Source organism: Leptospira bouyouniensis, from assembly GCF_004769525.1.
Lineage (GTDB): Bacteria > Spirochaetota > Leptospiria > Leptospirales > Leptospiraceae > Leptospira_A > Leptospira_A bouyouniensis.
In genome coordinates this window covers 90,734-111,031 of record NZ_RQFT01000012.1, presented here as the reverse complement: position 1 = coordinate 111,031, position 20,298 = coordinate 90,734, and the positions used below count along the sequence as shown (strand labels likewise).

The window sequence follows — 20,298 nt, the reverse complement described above, 5'->3', positions numbered from 1 at the left end:
TTTTTTGATTTTTTTTTCTCATTTTTGGCTTGTAAGCGAACGCTTATACATTATAAAAGTGGCATGATTCGTTTGATTCCCTTCTTTTTGTTTTTCCTTACCGCCACCACCGTATTTGCTGATGAAGTAGGAGTGGTAAGTTTCATCCAAGGAAAAAATTACCTTTCCGGCCCACGTTTTAAGAAAGCAAAAGAGCCAGTCAAATTAGGGAGTGTCCTAAAAAAGGGCGATACCATCACATCAGAAGATGGAACTTGCGAAATCCAGTTGGCTACACAAGCAACCATCCGACTCTCAAAATATTCTTCACTTCGCATTGATGATTTACTGAATCCCAAAACAAAATCCACGACTCTCAATTTAGTTGGCGGAAAATTATTCGTAAAAGCTCATAAACCTGCAAACGGCGGACCTAGTGACGCTCAACTCAGCGTTGTCAACCCAAGTTTTGTGGCAGGTGTCCGTGGGACAGAATTCCTCGTTGCGACTCCGAACCAAGGTGGTGAAGACGAAGAATTAAAAGATGTTGAAACGGGAGTTTATGTGAATGAAGGTACTGTTGCAGTCAGTCCTGATAAAAAAGGCAAACAAACCTTAGTGCGTGAAAATGAAGAAGTAGTTGTCTCTGGCAAAGAATTGAAAAAACAAATTTTAGATGAATTTGTGAAAGAAAAAATGCACATCTTCGAACAGTTCAAAGCCATCAAAGAAGAAAACTACCAACGCATCAAAGAACAATACGAAAAAAATGATCAGATCATGAACGACTACAAAGGCCAAGGTTAATCATGAAACGTTTTTTGATCATTTTCTCGGCTGCCATCTTATCAATATTCTCTGTTGATCGGATCGGCACAACACCAGTCTACAAAATTGCCGTGGAAGCTTACCCTTCCACAGATGAGAGTAGAACCTTACGTGATTTTATCAAAGAACAAATCCAATCCACAGGTAGAGGAGTCGTCACTGTCACGTTTCCGGATACGGAAGAAAGAACATGGGAATTTGACAAACGTGGCGATGCAACGGAAGAAACAAAAACCAATCTCCAAGCATTGACCCAAGTGGATAAGTTGCTTCTTGTATCCATGGAAGATGGTCAGGCGCTTATTTCGTTTGTCGATGTTTTACACGAAACTTTGGAATATCGCAATGCACTGCCTGAATCACTTTCGAAAACCCTTGTTTCCGATTTCTTAAGTTACTTAGATAAAAAAAATATCTACTTAGCTCTTTCCCACACGGGAGCAAGTGCCACTTCCCAAGTAAAAATCAATTCTCTCAAATCTACTTATGTAGCGGGTGAACCGATTCGTTTTGAAATTGAAACCACAGAAGACAATTATGTTTACGTGGTCCTTATCCCTGAAAACCAAAAGGGAGAACCTGTTTTACTTTTCCCAAACCAAATGCAAAATGATAATTTTGTGAGAAAAGGGGAACGAGTCACCATACCAGACAAACGAATCTCTTTCAAAGCCTCAGAGACACCGTCTAAAGACCGCATCCGTGCCTTTGTCACAAGAGAAGAATGGAAAGAATTCCAACTCCGTGGCAAAAAGGAAGATTCCTTTTACCGATTGTTACCACCTGCTGTGACAGGTACGAAAACATTAGCTCGTTCCCTAACTCCTCCACCGACTCTCACCTCTCCCATCGAACAGAGTCTTGTGACCGAATGGGAATACGAAATCCTATCTCGTTAAATTTCCTTGCAAAAACCTCTCTTACCTGTTGTTATATCAGGTATGAGAGCTTTACTTTCCAAACTACTAACAATTTTTCTCGTCAGTATCTTCGTATCTTGTTCCTTGTTTGAAAAAGATGATAAAAAAGATAAGGATGTCTTAAATGCACTTTTGTTGTCGATTTGGAGCTACAATTTAGCAGCAGGTTGCACGGGCCCAAAGTCTGGGTTTACAATTTGTATTCCCAAAGGAATTGCGGAATAGACTATGAAAAAACTCCTATTACTCTTTTTATTTTTAAGTGTTAGTTTTCAATTTTCCGACTTTCACAAACAAACAAGAAAATCCTCTCACACCATCCTTTCTGAAATGTTAGCGGAAACGATTCATATAGGTTTTGGATCAGAAAAACTTTGGTCTGCCACAAGTGCAGATAACTGGGGTTTTGTGAGGCAATCTGCCACTTGGGCACGTGGAAACTCTGGCATCATCGATAGTTTGATCCTAGCTCTAAAAAATGCAGGTTACTTCAATAATCCAGGAGAAACCAGGACCGATGTTTTAACCAATGTCAATCTGAGCGGATTTGGTTCCGCAACACTTACCATCAAAATCAATACACCAACGGCAAATATCGCTTCCACTGCATACACTGGGAACAAAACTTTTAATCATTTTTTTGAGATCAAAAAAACTGGTGCTTCCACCCCTTCTCTACAATTATTTTTTGATGATCCGAGTACTACATTAGGAAATGATGGTGCACTCGTCTATTACCGGTTAGTTGATTTTGGGAACCCTCAATTCGCTAATGTGGGAGATGTGATCACCGAAAGTTACACTGGAAACGAATCTGTTTACGGAACCAAATTCCAAACCTATACTTGGCGAAATGGCCCAGAAAATGCTTCGTGGATCAGTAAACATGGTCGTGTGGTGTTAACTGAAGTGGATTCAGGTAGACAACTTTGTTTTCGTTCGGTAGTTCGATTGAGTTTTACAAAATTAAAAGAAATCAATCCATCGGGTGCTGCTGGATTAGACCAATTGAAAACTGCATGTGGTGGTAGTGATAATATCTATTATGTTTTAGCCTATATGCAAAAGTTTGATTCCCCCTTCCAAACAACAGCAAAAGCAACTTTTACGACACTGGCAACAAAAGCAGAAACAATCTGCAATTTACCAGCATCTAGTTTCGCCGGAGCAAAACTTTCGTATGGAATCTTTAATATCAATGGGTATGTGACTGACCAACTCACCGCAGACCAAGTTCCAGCCGATTATCCGAGCCCCACTGTAGGAGGGACTGATTTTATGTCAGTCGACGAAGCGTTCAATCGAACCTACGTTGCCTTGGGAGCAAGTATTGCAGGCCAAGCTGCGCTCGGCACAGTGAAACAATACGAAGAAACTTCCAAAGCGTACTTTGATGCCTTTGACGGATCTGCTCAAAATTTATCGTTTAAATGATCGTTTGTGATTTTTACGGTATCTCAGTATAACAAAATGAAACTTGGAATTTGGAACAGAATCTATAGATTTTAACAAAACAAATTCCAAGAACGAGGCGAAAAGACCAAATTTATTTGTTTCTTATGATTGCATTCGACACAATAGATCCTGTCAAAGCAATCAGTTCCACTCGCACATAAGGATCTGATTCTTGTATTTGGTAAGTGGCAATATTGGTATCGGGGCTAATTTGTAACACTTCTCCCAGTTTTCCTATGAATCGAATTTCCAAATACCTTTCTTCAGCTTTCACTTGGATTTGGTTTTTGGCATTCACATGGATTTCTGGAACTTTTGGATCCTCTGCACCTTGAAAGAATTTTTTCACACAGTAGAAAGATCCTTCATTTAATGCCTGCAATACGGCATCCTGGTCTTTAACTCCCGAATTTGTAACAATGTAACGTAAAAAACTTTCCCCTTTCCTACCTCTTTGGTGGCCAAGAGTTTGGATCATGTCTTTCCAGAATGGTTGGTCAAAGTTTTTTACAATACTTTCTGAAAAATAATGTAGATCATCACTTGCCATACAATGAACATTTTTCCCAACACTCAAAAGGTTATCTAATATCTTAGTATCATCGCCATATGGAGAATATACTTCTACAGCTTGAAAACCTTCAAGAGATAACATTTCTTCTCTGGAATAAGAATCAAATAATTTGGGATGTGGTAAAATTACATAACCACCTAACTTTTTCATACGATCCATTACCCAATTCAGGTTTTCTCTGGATGCATAAATCGGGAAAAAATCATAAAATGCTTTTTGGATCCCAATTGCCAGGATATGTCTTTTTTTAATGTTTTGTCCCCATTCCATCCCGCGGATATAGTTTGGGTCTTCGGTATTTGAAATTTGTCCGTAGTCGGTGATAGCGATATTTGAAAAACCTTCTTTTTGATATTCACCTACAATTTCTTTGATTGTATGTCGTTCTGGTGTGAACCATACTTCATCAGAGTGTGCATGTAAGGAAATTTTCTCACGAGAACCTACTTTCCAGTTTTGGTAGGGGTTCGAAATTAACGTACCTGAAAATGGTTTTGTTTGTTGTGAATGCGATTTGCGGAGTAAAAGAACGACTGCCAATTGGTAAAAACATAAAATACCCAGAAGGGCGAGGGCAAATAAAGGATATCGATACTTCCAAAGGGAAGGCCTTGTGAGTTTCTCTTCAGATGTAAGAGTGGGCCCTGGAACGTGCAGTAACATAGGATAATGTTACAAAATCTATTTTCCATTTTGATTCCAGTTTTGTTACAAAATGGATACAAAGTCCAATCGATCAATTTGGCTTTGACAAGGTAGGCAGGGTTTTCCTTCTAGGAATGTGACATTTTTCACTCCAAAACGTACATTTTTAATCCTACTGTTTCCCTTCGTGGTGTATCTTTTACTTGGTAATGCCTCACCCTTAATCGACCAGGATGAAGCAGCTTATGCGGGTTTTGCAAGGACCATGTCCGAATCAGGAGATTATTTACAAATAGAATTCCCATATTCTACCCCACATAAAAAACCTCCTTTGCATTTTTGGATCATTTCTTTTTTATTCCAAATTTTCGGTACAAACGAATTCGTATTGAGACTGTTTCCAAGTTTATGTATTCTCGGAACTTCACTCCTAACATACCATCTAGCTTCTGTTATGTTCAATAGCAGGACCGCACTGTATGCTTTTAGTATCTTAAGTTTTTCTTTGTACTTTCCATTAAATGGTAAAATAGCACTCGTTGATTCGTTGTTAGTGTTTTTTGGAATGCTTGGATTTACCTCCCTACACCATTTTATACGAACTGAGAAATGGTTCTATGCTTGTATCTTTTGGTTTGCAGTGGGACTCGGAGTGCTAGCAAAAGGTCCTCCTATATTGATATTTCTAGGAGGAACTTGTTTTCTCTTGTTATTTTTTTCAAAGATTCGACCCACCATATGGAAACTGCAACCATGGTTTGGTTTACCTTTGGCAATACTACCAATCTTGGCATGGGGTTATCTCTCCTGGCAAAAAGATGGAGGCACACTGATTCGTTGGATGATTGACTGGTACATTCTAAGACGTGCCACAAACCCAGTGTTTGGACAATCGGGACCACCAGGCACCTATTTTGTGTTATTTGTTGTGACATTGTTCCCTTGGAGCCGTGTCTATCTTTCTTTTTTAAAAGAAATGTTTTGGAGATTAGTTTCTCATATGAATGCCAAAACTATCAAAGATTCAATTTTTTCATCCTTTCGGAATGGAATTCTTTTGCCACTGTCACCACGTTCTTATTTGATGATTGGTCTTGTATTTTCTTGGGTATTTTATGAGTTTTTATCGAGTAAGTTACCTTCTTATCCTTTAAGCGCATATCCAATCTTATCTATTTTACTTGCTGAACAGTTGTCGAAGAAACACAACCAAATCTATTTGTACCGATTGTATCTAACAACTTCCTTAGTGATGATTTTCATCATTACTTTCTTGATTTTACCAAAATTTAGCGATATGAGAACAGAAACAAAAAAATTAGCGTATACAATTCAAAAGTCATTAGAACCAAATGAGACCTTGTTTTCGTTTGGTGGTCTAGGTATTCCAAGTTTTGCTTTTTACTTACACCAACCCATAAAAGAAATTGGGTTTGATGAAATTATGACAATAAAAGGAACCATACTTCTAACAGAATCGGACAGACTTATGTTAGACTCAATGGGAATCAAACTAGAATTGTTAGGCGAACCGATTTCCCTATATGTATATGATCGGAACAAAACTTTACAATTGCGACTTGTGAGATCAAATCCTTAGTTTAGGAACCGTCGTTTCACTTCAGGAGTAGGAACCATACAACTTTCTGCTTTGCCAAACCACTGGTATCTATGTTTGGCAATGAAGCGATAAAAAAAATTGCGTAACCCTCTTGGAATGATCCAAAAGATCAAACTTAGATTCCATGGGAATCCTAACTCATACGCAATACCAAGAATGGCATCCGATTCCACAAAAATTTTCCCTTCGTTCCAATAGATGATGCTATCAGGTAATGAATTTTTTTCGCCTTCTGAGATTAGATCTGAAAAGGTTTGTGAACCAATAGCCGAAAAAAATAAGGATTCTTTTTTGTTCTGTTTTAATAAAAATTGAACTGAACCCATACATAGATGGCAAACCCCATCGAAGAATACAATTTTCCTTTTTTCCGGTGGCATACTTTTCCTTTCACACCAATATGGCCTCTAAGGATTCGAAATCGAGTCTAATTCATACGAGGTACCGATGTTTCCAGAATTTCATTCGAATAATTTAGCCCAAAAAGAATCTGCCATTTTAGAAAAAATGGAGTCGAACAAACAACTTATCCAATCCTTACTCAAACAACCAAATATATCCTTTCAAAATTTTTTAAAACCTTACCAAAGGGTTCAAACTGAACTTGGAGATTTGGTTACGGAAGTGTCTCATCTCAACTCGGTAAAAAATAATGAAGAAAGCCAAACGATCTATAGTCGATTATTACCCAAACTCAGTGAATATTATACTGACCTTGGCCAAAATGAAGAAATTTTTTCTGCACTCTTACAAATACAAACCTCTGACAAAACAATTAACGAAGAACAAAATAAAGTTTTGGAAAACGAAATAAGGGACTTTCGATTATCAGGTGTTGGTCTTAACTTGGCAACAAAAGAAGAACTAAAAAACATCCGTATCAAATTATCTGACTTAACGAATCAGTTTTCACAGAATGTGCTGAATGCTACAAATGCTTTTGCTCTTTATTTAAAAGAAGAAGATGTTACATCCATTCCGGAAAGCGACAAAATTTCAGCAAAACAACCAGATGGTACATATAAGTTCACTCTTCACTTTCCATCTTACATCGCTTATATGACATATGGTGAAAACCGACAGGTTCGAAAACAACTGTATGATGCCTACTGCACGAGAGCTCCAGAGAATGGAAAACTCATAGAAGAAATTTTATCCTTACGAGACAAAGAAGCAAAACTTTTGGGATTTGAAACTTACGCCCATTTGAGTTTAGCGACAAAAGTTGCGAACAGTCCAGAAGAAGTGATACAATTCTTAGACCATCTCGGGAAAAAAGCAAAACCAATCGCCGAAAAAGAATATAAAGAGATCAAATCGTTCGCAAAAAAACTCGGACAAGATGATTTAGAACCTTGGGATCTCACTTTCTATTCAGAAAAATTAAAAAAAGAATCATTTTCCTATGATGAAGAAATTTACCGCCCCTATTTAGAAAAAGAAACAGTCATCCAAGGAACCTTTCAATTTTTAGAAAAATTACTTGGAGTTACCTTTAAACAAACACAAACAAACGTTTGGGAACCGACTGTTCTCTGTTATGATCTCGTTGTGGAAGGAAAAACAAGATCCAGATTGTATCTTGATTTAGAAGTTCGAAGTGATAAAAAAGGTGGGGCCTGGATGCACAACTGGAAACCACACTTCCAAGATGAAACAGGAAAAACAGAACTACCCATCGCCTTCGTTGTAGCAAGTTTTCCAAAAGCCACCGACAACCAACCAAGTTTACTAAGACCAAGCGATGTCGTAACCTTATTCCATGAATTGGGTCATGCCCTGCACCACTTACTTTCTCAGGTAAAGGAAGCCTTTGTGAGTGGAGTCAATGGTGTAGAATGGGATGCTGTGGAATTCCCATCTCAATTTTTAGAAAACTTTGTGTATGAACCTAAGGTATTACAACTTTTTGCTAAACACTACCAAACAAAAGAACCAATTCCTAACTCCTATATCGAAACAATGGTGAAAGCAAAAAACTTTATGTCTGCTATGGGAGTTGTAAGACAGTTAGAATTTGCAAAATTTGATATGTTGGTTCATAAAGAAAAACCAACAGAAGAAAGAGTACAAGAAATTCTAAACCAAGTAAGAAACGAAATTGCAGTTGTGCTTCCTCCTACTTACAACAAATTCCAAAATTCATTTACACATATCTTTGCTGGTGGTTATGCGGCAGGATATTACTCTTATAAATGGGCGGAACTACTATCGGCCAATGCATTTTATTCATTTGTCGATAAAGGTGTTTTTGATTTGGAACACGCAGCGCATTTCCGAAAAACAGTGTTGGAAAAAGGTGGGTCAGCCAATGCCATGAATCTTTTCAGAGACTTCTATGGCAAAGATCCAGACATCGAAGCGTTACTTCGTTTGAACGGAATCGCCGCCTAAAGAAAGTATTGTTTTTGTGATCACATCTTTCCCATCGGTTGATTTGATGAGTTTCCGAGTTTTCCTCTGGGAATCCAAAACGTAGAGATACGTCGAGTGATCAAACGAAAGTCCATCTTTTGATTTCTCGACGTAGGCAGCATATTGTTTTAAGATTTGGCTTGTAGTATTTGCATCAAAACTATAACCAACTGCATTTGGAATATAAAATTGTACATACTTGGTCACAGTTTCTGTGGAATCCCTTTCCGGGTCGATTGAAACAAACACTACCCGAAATTTGTTTTTATCTGCTTCCGAAAAACCTTCTGTCGCTGCTTTGATTTTGGCAAGTGTGTTAGGACAAAAATCAGGACAGTAAGTATATCCAAAAAAAACCAGTAATACTGGTTCTCGGAATTCTTGCAAATTTACCCTTTTTCCAAACTTGTCAATGGCATCAATATTTCCGCCAATAGGAAGTTCGGTGAGCTCAATACCAGATCCACATCGGTGAAAACTAAATATCAAAAATGAAACGAAAAGGATTTTGATAAATTTAGAATAATTCATAAAGATTTTTTTTCGACCACATGTTTTTCCATTGTTCCATTTGAATATTGGATCGTGATCATTAATTTTTCCTTCGTAGTTTGTTTATCGTATAACATAAGATGAGAGCCACCTCTCTCCAACTTGATGATTTCTTTTGGTTTTAGAGAAATGGGAAATTCCATTTTCTTCATCCTCATAATCCCTTCATTATCTAAAACCATTGTATGGAATTCTACTTTTTTGTATTCGTTACTTTCGAGTGCAACAATTGTGATCTCATTGTCTGAGGGATTTTGGATTTCTCCATAAACAGCAGTTGTTTTTGCTACATCAGGCACAGGTATGGTCCATAAAGTCTGGCTAACATTCGATTTGTGACAAAAACTAAACAAATTGACTTGAATTAGTAACAGAATTCCTAAATTTGTAGTATTTACCTTTCGGAACAAGAGAACCTCGATGAGATTAATAATCAAATGGGTGACCGCAATCACTCTCATTCTTTCTTCCTTTCTAGTATCCACTTACAACTGGTCTACTGGCGAATACAATTATGATTCTACACGCAAATTCGAAAATTTCGAAGCCTTCTACCAAAACGAGTTAGAGATCAGCAAAAAAGAAAAAACAAAACCAAATAATGAAGAGTTTTTATTACGGGTTTCAGAAGATCCGACTCCAATTGTAATCCTATACCTTCATGGCTTTGGGGCCAGTCGCGGGGAAGGAGAAGAAGTCACAAACAAACTAAGTGAGTATTTTGGAGCCAACACCTATTACGTCCGTCTCCCAGGCCATGGCACCAATATCGAAGACCATCTAAATACCCCATTTCAAAAATACTTACAAGATGCAGAAGATAGTCTAATTTATGCAAAAGAACTTGGCCATAAAACGGTTGTTATTGGGACAAGTATGGGTGGAAATATTGCAACCTACCTGGCCGCAAAACATCCTGAACTGATAGACAGTTTGATCTTAGCTTCTCCATTTTATGATTTTGATGATCCAACAGCACATATATTCCGATTTCATTGGGGGAAATCGTTTATCGAATCTATTAAAGGTGAAATTCGTATTTCCAAAACAGATCCCAAGGATGAGTCAGCAAAGTATTGGTATTTAGACCAATACTTTGGTGCCTTACAAAATATATTAAACCTCAAACGTTTTATGGATAAAGAAAATCCATATTCTAAGATAAGTGCACCGACTTTACTTATGTACTATTACAAATCAGAGAAGGAACACGACTTTGTTGCTTCCATAAAAGCGATGTTAGATGTATATGACAAAATCCAAAAGGGTCCAAATGCCAATCCAAAAAACCGACTCTTAAAAATCGAGGATGGAGCACATGTTTTACTTTCCAAATATGTCAAATCGGACAAAACTTTGATTGAAAAAGAAATGATCCAATTCATCAAAGATACAACTGGTGCAGAAGAAGTAAAAAAATCAAAGAAATCCAAACGATAACAAAATTGATTCGTACAATTCATCAACGGATATTGGTTTAGAACGAACCAATATCCCTTCCTTCAATAGTTCGTCGGCGTCCAATCCATCCATATTCCCCGTATACAAAACCGCAGAAAGATTCGGATTTTTTTGTTTGACCTTACGAATCAAAACTAACCCACTCATCTCCTTTAAACGATAATCGGATAAAACAAAATCAGGTATTTCTTCGTTTAGTTGGTCAATTGCTTTGGTCGATGTAGTAAACACCTTTGGTTTGATTTGTTTTTGAGATAATACAAAACAAATTGCTTCACTTGCTGCTTCATCATCTTCAACAATCCAAACATTCCTTTTTGAAATTTCAGACCATACATCTTTTGGTTTTGATTCTCGATTGTTTGGATATACATTCGCAACTGGCAGTGCTTCTTCGAGAGGTAAATAGATAAAAATCTTTAAAGTCATTGGATCAGGTTTATCTAAATAAAACTCACCTCCCCAATTTTTTATATACCGATTGATCAAATGAATTCCGGTCCATTGGAAATCTTCATCTCTAAAATTCACCAAATCTAATGTGGTTAGTTCTGACAAACTTGGTAACGACAACCCTGAAAATTCTAATGAGACTAACAAACGCACTTCATCAGAAGGATGAGTTTGGATTTGCACAAGACCACGTTTGCGATCATCCCAGGCCAAAATACCACCCGATGTGAGCTCGCATAAAATTTTGGAAAACTGGACAGCATCCACTTTTGTAAAAAGAGGTGATCTAAAAAATTCAAATTGTGCTTCTACGTTTTTTGGCAATCCAGCTACAAGCAGTGGAATTGTGGATTCAACCACAGAAGAAATATCAATTTTTGTCACTGAATGTTCGTTTTTTGTTTTAGAATAATGGATAATACGATGAATCATGGAACGAGCATTATCTGCTCCCATTCGTATTTTCTCCAAATAATCCAAAACTTGGTTTTGGTTGAAATTCCCTGCATTAATTTGTTCTTTGCCAAGTTGTGAAAACACATGAATCGGTTGCAAATAATTATTTAAATCATGTGCAATATTGGTCGCAAGGCTTCCTATGGTTTCCATTTTTTGTGAATGTAATTGATATGATTCTAATTGTTTTTTTTCTGTTACATCATCTAAGAATACATAATAAAAATCAGGTTTGCCTTGGGAGTTACGAAATGCACTAATCCGCCTATAGACATTGATCCTTCTTCCATCTTTACGTGTGAGTCTTGATTCTTCAGCGCCTTCTTTGAAAAAACTGAAATATTCCATCTCTTCATCTGAGATAGGTTCCCCTTTGATCCGTTTGATATTTAAGTCTGTCAGATTTTGGAAACTATAACCTGTGATTTCCGTAAACCTTGGGTTGATACGAAAGTAACCACCTTCCCAATCTTGTAGTGCCATTCCAACAGAGGCATTTTCAAAAAGCCCTAGGAAAAATTGGATCTGTTCGACGATATTGATTTCGTTAGTTTTTTCGTTTGTTACATCCCGAACAAATACAATTTGTAAAGAAGATTCCATACTTGGAATGTTCACTTTTCTTTTTTCAAACTGAAACCACCGAACAAGTGTTTCATTTGGCATTTGAAATCTAAAATCACCAGAAATTTGATCTCTGTCACTGAGTTTCAAAGGAGAAAGGATTTGTTCTCTAAATGTTTCTTTGTCTTCATCTGATACCCAGGCGAGTAAATCTGATTCCAAACAATCTTTTCCTGGCTTGGCACAACCTAAATTATTTTTGAAAAAGTCATTCGAAAATAAAATTTGCCCGGTTTTGGGATCGGAGAGGTACACCCCACCAGAAAATAGGTTTGGCAAGACCTTAAAGAATTCTATCATTCCGCTTGCTTCCAGATTCGTTTGCATAACTCTTGCCTTAAGAGGGAAATATGCCATCCAATCCGTTTTCTTTTCAAGCACCTATTGCTTTTTTTAATTTAGGACCATGGGAGATTGCACTCATCGTTTTTTTAGCCTTACTTTTTTTTGGTGGAAAACGATTGCCAAGCCTTGCCAAGGACTTGGGTTCAGGGATCAAAGAATTTAGAAAGTCTCTCACAGGACAAGACGAGGAACCTGCCCAAACCAGTTTTCCGGTAGAAGAACCAAAACAGTCTGCGCAGTCCAATTCCAAATCCACAAAAAAGAAAAAAGCTTAATCGACCCCATTGGCAAAAAAAAATAGAACTGCGCTGCCACTGCCGGAGGATTCGGAAACCAGGGAAAAATATATGTCCCTGGGAGACCATTTGGAGGAACTCCGCCAAAGACTAATCTATTCAATCTTAGTTGTTTCTTTGTTTATGGTTGGAACCTTGTATTTTGGCAGTGAGATACATAGTTTTCTCATCCAACCTTACAAATCAGTCCTTGGACCAGATGCCCATTTTTTTCAGATCCAACTCATGGCACCGTTTCTCATTTATTTGAAAACGTCCTTTATCCTTTCAGTTCTTGTTTCCCTTCCATTTTTATTGTACATCAGTTGGGGATTCATTGCGCCCGCTGTAGACCCAAGGACTGAAAAATGGGGAAAATTCATTATCTTATTTTCTACCTTACTTTTTTGGTCAGGGCTTGCTCTCTGTTGGTTTACTGTATTTGAAAATTTTTTACGGGTGTTCCTAGTCGTGTTGCGACCGGATGGAGTTGATCCGTATTTGCCAATCGATGAATATTACGATTTGTTTTTTAATTTACACTTAGTGTTTGGGGCTTCGTTCCAACTCCCCATTGTACTCATTTTACTTGGTCGGATTGGAATATTATCTTCAAGGTTTTTGATTTCACGTTGGAGAGAAGCGGTACTCATCATCGCAGTTGTATCAGCTGTGTTGTCACCAGGACCAGATGTATTTTCGATGCTCATGTTACTTGTTCCACTCAGCTTTTTATTCTTTTTATCTGCCATTTTGATGAAAGTATTGGAAGCGACAGATTCAAAATGAGTTACCGAGTCAAATTGCCAATTTTACTTGGCATCATAAGTTTTTTATTTTTTTTCATCCACTTTCTTTTTGCTGAATTTACTTTCACTCACTGGCAAAATCCAAAAGGAGAGAATACTCTCAATTTCAATTTAGTAGGGATCTATAGTTCCTTTCTTTTGGCATTGTGTATTAGTTTTATCGTATATTATTTTCTTGGATTTTTATACCAATACATCCTTCACATCGTGTTTCATATCCAAGATAGTGAAAATGAAATTCCAAAAGACATCCGAAACTTAAGTCGGAATTCAGATGAATACAAAATTTATAAATCTGTGATGTTCACACTATTGCAAGGAGAAGAGGGACTCGACGAAGAACAATTCGAAAACAAATTTGATTGGAAAACTACCCAAGCTTCTTCGGTAAACAAACAAATCCCTGATATCAAAATTCCAAATATTCCAGGTTTTGATGTGGCAGTATTCCCATCAGTGATGCGTTATGCGGGTGCAGATTATATAAGGATTGTTCGTGCGAAAGATGGTTTGTTTGGGATTATTGCAGGCCATATGGAACCTGGGATTTTGGAATCTTCCGAAAAAGTTTTTATCCATGGCATTATTTCCTCGTTTGGCGATGGTTTATTTTCCACTGAAGAACTATTAACCAAACTAAAATTTGCACTCCACCAATTTGCGTTTTTAAAATTAAAACTCTCTGCATTTGTGATCCAAAACAAAGATGATAAAATGTCTTTTTTACATTACATGGACATGCCCATCTTTCAATTTTCTGACCACGGCATCCAAGTGATCGAAGGCAGTGGGGATGACCATTGGTATCCTAACCACAAACACCCAATCTCAATTGCCGATGGAATTGAAATTGGAGATTATTTAGTTTGGGCAAGTGACAGAACACTCACCCAATTTGGTCTCACATCGTTTGAAATCATGGAAGAATTTGTGGATTATCTTCTCGATTTAAGGCCAAGTTCCGCTCGCCAAATGTTACTTGCCATTGCAAAAAAAATGAGTTCCCTTGGTCGTGAAAGAAACCTCACCAATCCCATGGAAAAACTATCCATATTAGTGGTTCGAAGAAACAAGTAACCGAATTGTATGGCGGAGCAATTCAAGTTTGCCCCAGTTCCCATGCCCTGGAACCACAACTTCGGCATCCGGGTATCTAATTAACACACGTTTCACTGCATTCTCCCATTCTACAACATTTGCATCTTTTACATTCCCCAAGTCTGTTGCATCAATTGCCTTTACAAGACAACCTGCAAAGAGGATATGAGTCTCTGGTAACCATACCACAATATTGTCAGGTGAATGCCCATGACCTGGAAAAAAGATTTCTACGGAATGATTCCCGGCATAGAGTCTTGTTTGGATATCTAAGATGGGATTGGTTTTTCCATATCCTTTTTCTTTTGCCAATTTTGCAGTTAAATTTGTGCTATAAACTGAGATATTTCGTTTATGGAATTGGGAAACTCCCGCCATACGGTCGTCATGTGCATGTGTGACAATGAGGAATAAAATTTCTTTTTGGAATTTGGATTGTATTCCAAGGATTAGTTCCTCTGTTTGTGGTTCTGTCCATGCAGTATCAATGACGACAACACCTTTATTTGTTAGAACAACAAGGCCATTGGATTCATACATTTTCCCTTGGAAACTACCAAAACTTTTGTGGATCCAAACCGTCTCTTTGATTTTCATCCATTCGATTGAGGATTTAATTGGATTTGTGTTTTCGTTTACAAGGTCTGCCGATGATTGATTTGCCGTTTGGCAATGGACAAACCAGAAACCAAACGATACGCAGAAACATAAATAGAATATGTTAGATTTCACAATCAAACCATATCTATGCGATCTTTTCGATGTCCCCTTTCAAAATCGTAATCGGTGCTTCTTTTTTGAGAACAGTTTCGTCAGTGACAACAACTTCCAAAACATCTTTACGAGACGGGATTTGGAACATGAGTTCCATCATGATCTCTTCTACAATGGCTCGTAGTCCCCTCGCACCACTCTCTCGTTTGATGGCTGTTTGGGCAATGGCTTCGATAGCAGATTCAGTGAACTTGAGTTTTACATTTTCAATATCAAACATCTTTTGGTATTGTTTGAGAAGGGAATTTTTTGGTTCTGTAAAAATCGATTTTAAACTTTCAATCGTAAGTTCGTCGAGAGTCGCTATGATCGGAAGACGTCCAATGAATTCAGGGATAAGACCAAATTTCATCAAATCATCAGGGATCACATGGTGCACCACAGATTCCCCTTCTTCGATTTTTCTACCTTTGTCATTCACAACTTCATTGGAATGGAATCCAATCGACTTTACACCAACTCGTTGTTTGATGATATCAGTGAGACCCACAAAGGCTCCCCCACAGATAAAGAGGATATTTTTGGTTTCGACTGGGATGTATTCCTGGTGGGGGTGTTTTCGCCCGCCTTGTGGTGGGACATTGGCAACAGTTCCTTCAATGATTTTGAGGAGAGCTTGTTGGACACCTTCTCCACTCACATCACGAGTGATGGAGGCAGAGTCAGACTTGCGTGAAATCTTATCAATTTCGTCGATGTAGATGATTCCCATCTCAGCACGTTTCACATCATTGTCAGCATTTTGAATGAGTTTGAGGATGATGTTTTCCACATCTTCACCCACATACCCTGCCTCAGTGAGAGCCGTAGCATCCACAATCGCAAAAGGAACTTTTAAGATACGAGCAAGTGTTTGGGCCAGTAAGGTTTTTCCAGAACCAGTTGGTCCAATGAGCATGATATTAGATTTTTCTAATTCTACATCACCCGCCTTACGTTCGTTATGAAAGATACGTTTGTAATGATTGTAGACGGCAACAGCCAAAGCCTTTTTTGCTTGTTCTTGCCCAATGACATACTGATCTAAGATTTTTTTGATTTCCGTTGGTTTTGGGATATCTCCCACAATGGCAGTTTTCTCACCTGATTGTGGTTCTTCTGCGATGATTTCATTACACAAGGAAATACACTCATCGCAGATATATACTCCAGGACCTGCAACAAGCCTTCTTACTTCGTCTTGGGCCTTTCCGCAGAAAGAACAATGTAATTTTTCTCTGGAATTACCCGTTTGGCTTGCACGTTTGGTCATGGAGATTTGCCCCCTTTTAGGCTTGTGGCATTTGTTTGCGTTCTTGGATCACGTTATCAATGATGCCGTATTCTTTGGCTTCATCAGCACTCATAAAGAAATTTCTTTCAGTATCTTTACGGATTTGGTCAGAAGTTTTTCCTGTGTGTCTTCCATAAAGATCGATGAGTTTGTCTTTGATCTTGATGATTTCTTTTGCAGAGATTTCAATATCAGAAGCCTGTCCACCTGCTCCACCGTAAGGCTGGTGTAACATAATCCGAGAATTGGGAAGTGCTGATCGTTTTCCTTTCGCTCCACCAGCAAGTAAAAGTGCTGCCATAGAAGATGCCTGGCCAATACAAAGGGTTCTCACCTCTGGTTTGATGAGTTGCATTGTGTCATAAATAGCAAGTCCAGAACTCACATAACCACCTGGGCTATTGATGTACAGATAAATATCTCTGTCTGGGTTTTCTGCTTCTAAAAACAATAGTTGAGCTGAGATCACATTCGCATAAGTTTCATCGATTGCAGAACCTAAAAAAATGATCCGATCTTTTAATAACCGTGAAAAAATGTCGTATTGGCGTTCGCCACGGCTTGTTTGTTCAATGACATAAGGCATCAGTGTGGACATAGTTTACTCTTCTTTCCCGCTAAGTATTTTCTCAGCTTCTTCCGTTGAAATTGCTTTTGGCGATTTTTTCTCTACTTCAGCGTAAACAAACTCGTCAATTTTATCAAACAGGAATTTGTCACGGTAGTAGGTTTCCGCCATCTGTTTTTGGACTTCTTTTTTGAGGGTTTCGGCAGGAATTCCTTGGGCAGTGGCTTCTTTTTCGTAACCCACCTCCACTTCTTCATCTGAAATCGCAATTTTGTAGTCTTCGGCGATCTTTTGCTTCAAAATATAAGTTTGGATGCGTTTTTCTGCCGCTTTGGAGAAAGACTCTCGAACTTCCTTTTCTTCCTTACCGAGGCGTTTTGCATAATCGGAGAGTGAAGTTACTGGAAGACCAAATTCACGCATAAAGTTTTTGAAAACCGTTTCTGTTTCTTCAAGTATCAGTGATTCTGGGATGATAAATTTGGATTCTTTGATGATTTCGTTGTAGGCATCATCTGTAGCTCGTTTTGTGAGAGCATTGCCAAAAATTTCAACGAGTTGTTTTTTTGTTTTTTCTTTTAACTCTTGTAAGTTGGCAGAACCATCTACTTCTGATGCGAAGTCGTCATTGATTTCTGGATACGTCACTTTGTAAATCGCTGTAACCGTTACTGTGTAGATAATAGATTTTCCAGCAGACTCTGGGGATGCTGGATAGACATCTGGGTAAGTGAAGGTAAACTCTTTCGTTTCATTCAACTTCATTCCGAGCAAATTGGATTCAAACCCTGGTGGGTTTTGGGGAGCACCCATTTGGAATTTACCAGTTTGGCTTTGTTCTGGGTATTCTTTGCCTGTTTCTTTGAATTTATAATTAATTTCTAAGAGGTCAAGAGCTTCCACTGGTTCGCCTTCTTCTTTCAAAGAGTTACGAGCCATGTTTTTTTGGATTCCTTCCAATTCTTTTTGGATGTCCGCATCAGAAATTTTAATTTCTTTTGGTTGGATTTTGATTTTCTTTAACTTTGGTAAGGTGACTTCTGGTTTTGTGTCGTAAGTGGCTTTTGCTTTCGCACCAGTATTTTTATCAAATGTTTCCATTTGGAATTGAGGCAAACGGATTGGTTTGTGTTCCAATTTATCAAAGAGGTCTGCCATTGCTTGGTTTAACATAATGTTCGCAGCATCGTCCATCACGGAGTCACCAAGGACTTTTTCCACCATGTTGAGTGGTGCTTTTCCTGGTCGAAAACCAGGGATTTTTACTTTTTCAGCTGCATTTTTGTAAGCCTTTGAGTAGGCGGTGCGGACTTCTTCAGCGCTAAATTGAATGCTGAGGTCACAAGTTGCGTTGTTATTTTTTTTAGCCGTAAATTCCATCGTGTTATATCCAGTGTAAAAAAAGAGAGTGTAGTGGAAAGAAAAAGAAGAATACCTTCATTAGCGGGAAACGGGACTTGAACCCGCGACCCTCTCCTTGGCAAGGAGATGCTCTACCGCTGAGCTATTCCCGCAGAAGGTTTGTGAAACCATCATTTGGAATCAGGACAAATCGGCAAGGAAAAAAGACGAAAAAGGGTAAAACAAAAATTGAGTCAAAATGGGATTGTTGATCCTCACCAGTATGTAATCGTTCTATTTTGGATCTTGTCGGACGAATGAATAGACGTGCCCACTTACACGCACCCAGAATCCTAACCGAAAGCTTAAATCCCTTTAACAACTAACAGATATTTACCGAGAAGGCCAGTTCTGGTTTGTCCAAGCTTGCTCCCAAAACATCCATTCATAATTACAACTTTGTTGGAAGGTTACTTTCGCTCTCTGTTTCGTTGCTATGTCAGTACCCAAGGAATACTTTTCTAGTTTTGCGAGTAGATGGGTCATGTAGTCATTGAAGCCAGGATCGGAATACATCTTTAGCCAAGAGGCATAGGGATGATCGTCTGGGATAGTACCCTTTTCACGCAATAGGTGTTGGCCAAGTTCGATGTAAAGCCAAGGACACGGAGCAATCGCACAAAACCCTTCGAGGATAGATCCTTTCAAGGCAGTGGATACCATATGGTTTTGGTAGGCTAAATTGTTCGGTGTTGGTTCTGTATCGGCAATCGTTTTAGCATCATAACCCAAAGTTTTTCCATACCCAAGGTGGAGTTGGCCTTCGACCACAAGTGCCATCTTTGCTGCATCGATGAGCCAAAGTTTATCGTCTGGGTCTGTTACCTTTGTAGAAAGAATGGCACAAGCATCAGAAAATGATTCCAAGTATTTTGCGTCTTGGATTTGGTAAAATCGAAAGATTTTTGGATCTAAAGTCCCATTAGCAAGTGCAATTACAAATGGGTGTTTATAGGAAGCACCAAAGGATTCGTTTGCATACAATTTACATTCAAGAGCAAATGGTGGAATGGGGAATGGACTTTGCATGATAAATTTTCCTATTTTTCCAGAAGTGGTTTTATGTAAGGGTACACTGTGTCCGCTACCAATTTATGCCCAGCTTCTGTTGGATGGATACCATCTTTTTGGTTGAGTTTACGTATGCTTGCCACTTTTTCTAAAATAAAAGGGACAAGAGGAAGGTTTTCTTCCTTTGCGAGATCAGGGTAAATGGCATTAAAAGCACTTGCATATTTTTTTCCCATATTGGGTGTCGCCATCATTCCCACTAACAAGATTTTGGTGTTTGGGTATTGTGATTTGATTTGGTGGATCATGGTACGTAGGTTTTCTTTTGTAACTGATGGACTTATCCCTCGTAACATATCATTGGCACCTAACTCGAGTACAAAGATAGATGGTTTTTCAGCTAATACCCATTCTAGACGTCCTAGTCCCCCACTCGTTGTATCACCTGACACTCCAGCATTTGTCATTTGGTAGGAATACCCTTCCGCATTGATACGATTAGTTAGGAGATGAGGCCAAGCATCTTCAAAATTGAGGAGCCCATACCCAGCGGTTAAAGAATCTCCGAAATACAAAATCCGTTTGGTTTGGTTCATACCGGTCGATTGTGTTTTTGAATCTTTCTCTTGATTGGTGGGATTCTCACATCCAAGAAAAAGTAAGAAGGCAAAGAGTGTCACTAAATAAGGCATCTCTCTTTAGATTGGTCTGTTTGCAGGAAAAATCAAACATTTTTAAGCCAATTGGATTTCCAAATGACC

The 20,298-nt window shown here is 38.4% G+C and carries 21 protein-coding genes and 1 tRNA gene; 10 read left to right on the top strand and 12 right to left on the bottom strand.

What is annotated here, in order from left to right; translation table 11 throughout:
- Nucleotides 1–63 precede the first annotated feature (63 nt).
- The 4 genes from EHQ43_RS14765 to EHQ43_RS14750 are packed head-to-tail and all read left to right on the top strand — an operon-like array spanning nt 64 to nt 3,161.
- A complete protein-coding gene (locus EHQ43_RS14765) occupies nt 64–786 on the top strand; it encodes a FecR family protein (protein ID WP_135741358.1) in 723 nt (240 codons plus the stop codon).
- Nucleotides 787–788: 2 nt separating this feature from the next.
- A complete protein-coding gene (locus EHQ43_RS14760; protein WP_135771588.1) occupies nt 789–1,706 on the top strand; it encodes a DUF4384 domain-containing protein in 918 nt (305 codons plus the stop codon).
- A 42-nt stretch (nt 1,707–1,748) separates the two neighbouring features.
- Complete coding sequence (locus EHQ43_RS14755; protein WP_135742428.1) at nt 1,749–1,952, top strand: hypothetical protein; 204 nt, start codon at nt 1,749–1,751, stop codon at nt 1,950–1,952.
- Nucleotides 1,953–1,955: 3 nt separating this feature from the next.
- A complete protein-coding gene (locus EHQ43_RS14750) occupies nt 1,956–3,161 on the top strand; it encodes an LIC_12337 family protein (protein WP_135771587.1) in 1,206 nt (401 codons plus the stop codon).
- Between the two features lie 112 nt (nt 3,162–3,273).
- Here EHQ43_RS14750 and EHQ43_RS14745 read toward each other — a convergent pair whose 3' ends face one another.
- Nucleotides 3,274–4,419 carry a phosphoesterase gene (locus tag EHQ43_RS14745; protein ID WP_135771586.1) on the bottom strand — a complete coding sequence of 382 codons (1,146 nt, stop codon included), beginning with the start codon at nt 4,417–4,419 and terminating at the stop codon, nt 3,274–3,276.
- Between the two features lie 118 nt (nt 4,420–4,537).
- Between EHQ43_RS14745 and EHQ43_RS14740 the strand changes: the two genes are divergently transcribed.
- Complete coding sequence (locus EHQ43_RS14740) at nt 4,538–6,001, top strand: ArnT family glycosyltransferase (protein ID WP_135771585.1); 1,464 nt, start codon at nt 4,538–4,540, stop codon at nt 5,999–6,001.
- Here the strand turns inward: EHQ43_RS14740 and EHQ43_RS14735 are convergent.
- Complete coding sequence (locus tag EHQ43_RS14735; RefSeq protein ID WP_135771584.1) at nt 5,998–6,402, bottom strand: thiol-disulfide oxidoreductase DCC family protein; 405 nt, start codon at nt 6,400–6,402, stop codon at nt 5,998–6,000. The genes EHQ43_RS14740 and EHQ43_RS14735 overlap by 4 nt on opposite strands.
- Nucleotides 6,403–6,469: 67 nt before the next feature.
- Between EHQ43_RS14735 and EHQ43_RS14730 the strand changes: the two genes are divergently transcribed.
- A complete protein-coding gene (locus EHQ43_RS14730) occupies nt 6,470–8,416 on the top strand; it encodes a M3 family metallopeptidase (RefSeq protein ID WP_135771583.1) in 1,947 nt (648 codons plus the stop codon).
- On the opposite strand, the gene EHQ43_RS14725 is transcribed toward EHQ43_RS14730, so the two are convergent.
- Both EHQ43_RS14725 and EHQ43_RS14720 read right to left on the bottom strand, forming a co-directional pair.
- Nucleotides 8,387–8,968 carry an SCO family protein gene (locus tag EHQ43_RS14725; RefSeq protein ID WP_135741351.1) on the bottom strand — a complete coding sequence of 194 codons (582 nt, stop codon included), beginning with the start codon at nt 8,966–8,968 and terminating at the stop codon, nt 8,387–8,389. The two genes, EHQ43_RS14730 and EHQ43_RS14725, sit on opposite strands and share 30 nt — an antisense overlap.
- Nucleotides 8,965–9,450 carry a copper chaperone PCu(A)C gene (locus EHQ43_RS14720; protein ID WP_167481802.1) on the bottom strand — a complete coding sequence of 162 codons (486 nt, stop codon included), beginning with the start codon at nt 9,448–9,450 and terminating at the stop codon, nt 8,965–8,967. The genes EHQ43_RS14725 and EHQ43_RS14720 overlap by 4 nt, the downstream gene beginning before the upstream one ends.
- Here EHQ43_RS14720 and EHQ43_RS14715 point away from each other — a divergent pair.
- Nucleotides 9,410–10,429 carry an alpha/beta hydrolase gene (locus EHQ43_RS14715; protein WP_135771582.1) on the top strand — a complete coding sequence of 340 codons (1,020 nt, stop codon included), beginning with the start codon at nt 9,410–9,412 and terminating at the stop codon, nt 10,427–10,429. The genes EHQ43_RS14720 and EHQ43_RS14715 overlap by 41 nt on opposite strands.
- Here EHQ43_RS14715 and EHQ43_RS14710 read toward each other — a convergent pair.
- Nucleotides 10,409–12,310 carry a hybrid sensor histidine kinase/response regulator gene (locus tag EHQ43_RS14710; RefSeq protein WP_135741349.1) on the bottom strand — a complete coding sequence of 634 codons (1,902 nt, stop codon included), beginning with the start codon at nt 12,308–12,310 and terminating at the stop codon, nt 10,409–10,411. The genes EHQ43_RS14715 and EHQ43_RS14710 overlap by 21 nt on opposite strands.
- A gap of 23 nt (nt 12,311–12,333) precedes the next feature.
- Between EHQ43_RS14710 and EHQ43_RS14705 the strand changes: the two genes are divergently transcribed.
- The 3 genes from EHQ43_RS14705 to rktP all read left to right on the top strand — a co-directional run bounded on the left by EHQ43_RS14705 (nt 12,334) and on the right by rktP (nt 14,489).
- Nucleotides 12,334–12,603 carry a Sec-independent protein translocase subunit TatA/TatB gene (locus EHQ43_RS14705; protein ID WP_135741348.1) on the top strand — a complete coding sequence of 90 codons (270 nt, stop codon included), beginning with the start codon at nt 12,334–12,336 and terminating at the stop codon, nt 12,601–12,603.
- A gap of 72 nt (nt 12,604–12,675) precedes the next feature.
- Entirely contained in the window at nt 12,676–13,392 is a 717-nt protein-coding gene (gene tatC / locus EHQ43_RS14700; protein ID WP_135741347.1) for a twin-arginine translocase subunit TatC, read from the top strand.
- The gene (gene rktP, locus EHQ43_RS14695; protein ID WP_135771581.1) at nt 13,389–14,489 is read left to right on the top strand and encodes an Arg-Lys translocation region protein phosphatase RktP; all 1,101 of its coding nucleotides are present in this window, start codon (nt 13,389–13,391) and stop codon (nt 14,487–14,489) included. Before tatC ends, rktP begins: the two co-directional genes overlap by 4 nt.
- Here rktP and bla read toward each other — a convergent pair.
- From bla to EHQ43_RS14660, 7 genes are all read right to left on the bottom strand, one after another.
- The gene (gene bla / locus EHQ43_RS14690) at nt 14,466–15,242 is read right to left on the bottom strand and encodes a subclass B1 metallo-beta-lactamase (RefSeq protein ID WP_244242832.1); all 777 of its coding nucleotides are present in this window, start codon (nt 15,240–15,242) and stop codon (nt 14,466–14,468) included. The two genes, rktP and bla, sit on opposite strands and share 24 nt — an antisense overlap.
- Nucleotides 15,243–15,255: 13 nt before the next feature.
- Nucleotides 15,256–16,536, bottom strand: a complete 1,281-nt coding sequence (gene clpX, locus EHQ43_RS14685; protein WP_135741344.1) for an ATP-dependent Clp protease ATP-binding subunit ClpX — start codon at nt 16,534–16,536, stop codon at nt 15,256–15,258.
- A gap of 16 nt (nt 16,537–16,552) precedes the next feature.
- The gene (gene clpP / locus EHQ43_RS14680) at nt 16,553–17,155 is read right to left on the bottom strand and encodes an ATP-dependent Clp endopeptidase proteolytic subunit ClpP (RefSeq protein WP_135741343.1); all 603 of its coding nucleotides are present in this window, start codon (nt 17,153–17,155) and stop codon (nt 16,553–16,555) included.
- A 3-nt stretch (nt 17,156–17,158) separates the two neighbouring features.
- Nucleotides 17,159–18,505, bottom strand: coding sequence for a trigger factor (gene tig / locus EHQ43_RS14675; RefSeq protein ID WP_135741342.1), 1,347 nt, complete (start codon nt 18,503–18,505; stop codon nt 17,159–17,161).
- Between the two features lie 62 nt (nt 18,506–18,567).
- Nucleotides 18,568–18,639 (bottom strand) — tRNA-Gly (locus tag EHQ43_RS14670).
- A gap of 220 nt (nt 18,640–18,859) precedes the next feature.
- Nucleotides 18,860–19,555, bottom strand: a complete 696-nt coding sequence (locus EHQ43_RS14665; RefSeq protein ID WP_135771579.1) for a TenA family protein — start codon at nt 19,553–19,555, stop codon at nt 18,860–18,862.
- An 11-nt stretch (nt 19,556–19,566) separates the two neighbouring features.
- The gene (locus EHQ43_RS14660) at nt 19,567–20,229 is read right to left on the bottom strand and encodes an arylesterase (RefSeq protein ID WP_135741340.1); all 663 of its coding nucleotides are present in this window, start codon (nt 20,227–20,229) and stop codon (nt 19,567–19,569) included.
- Nucleotides 20,230–20,298: the final 69 nt, after the last annotated feature.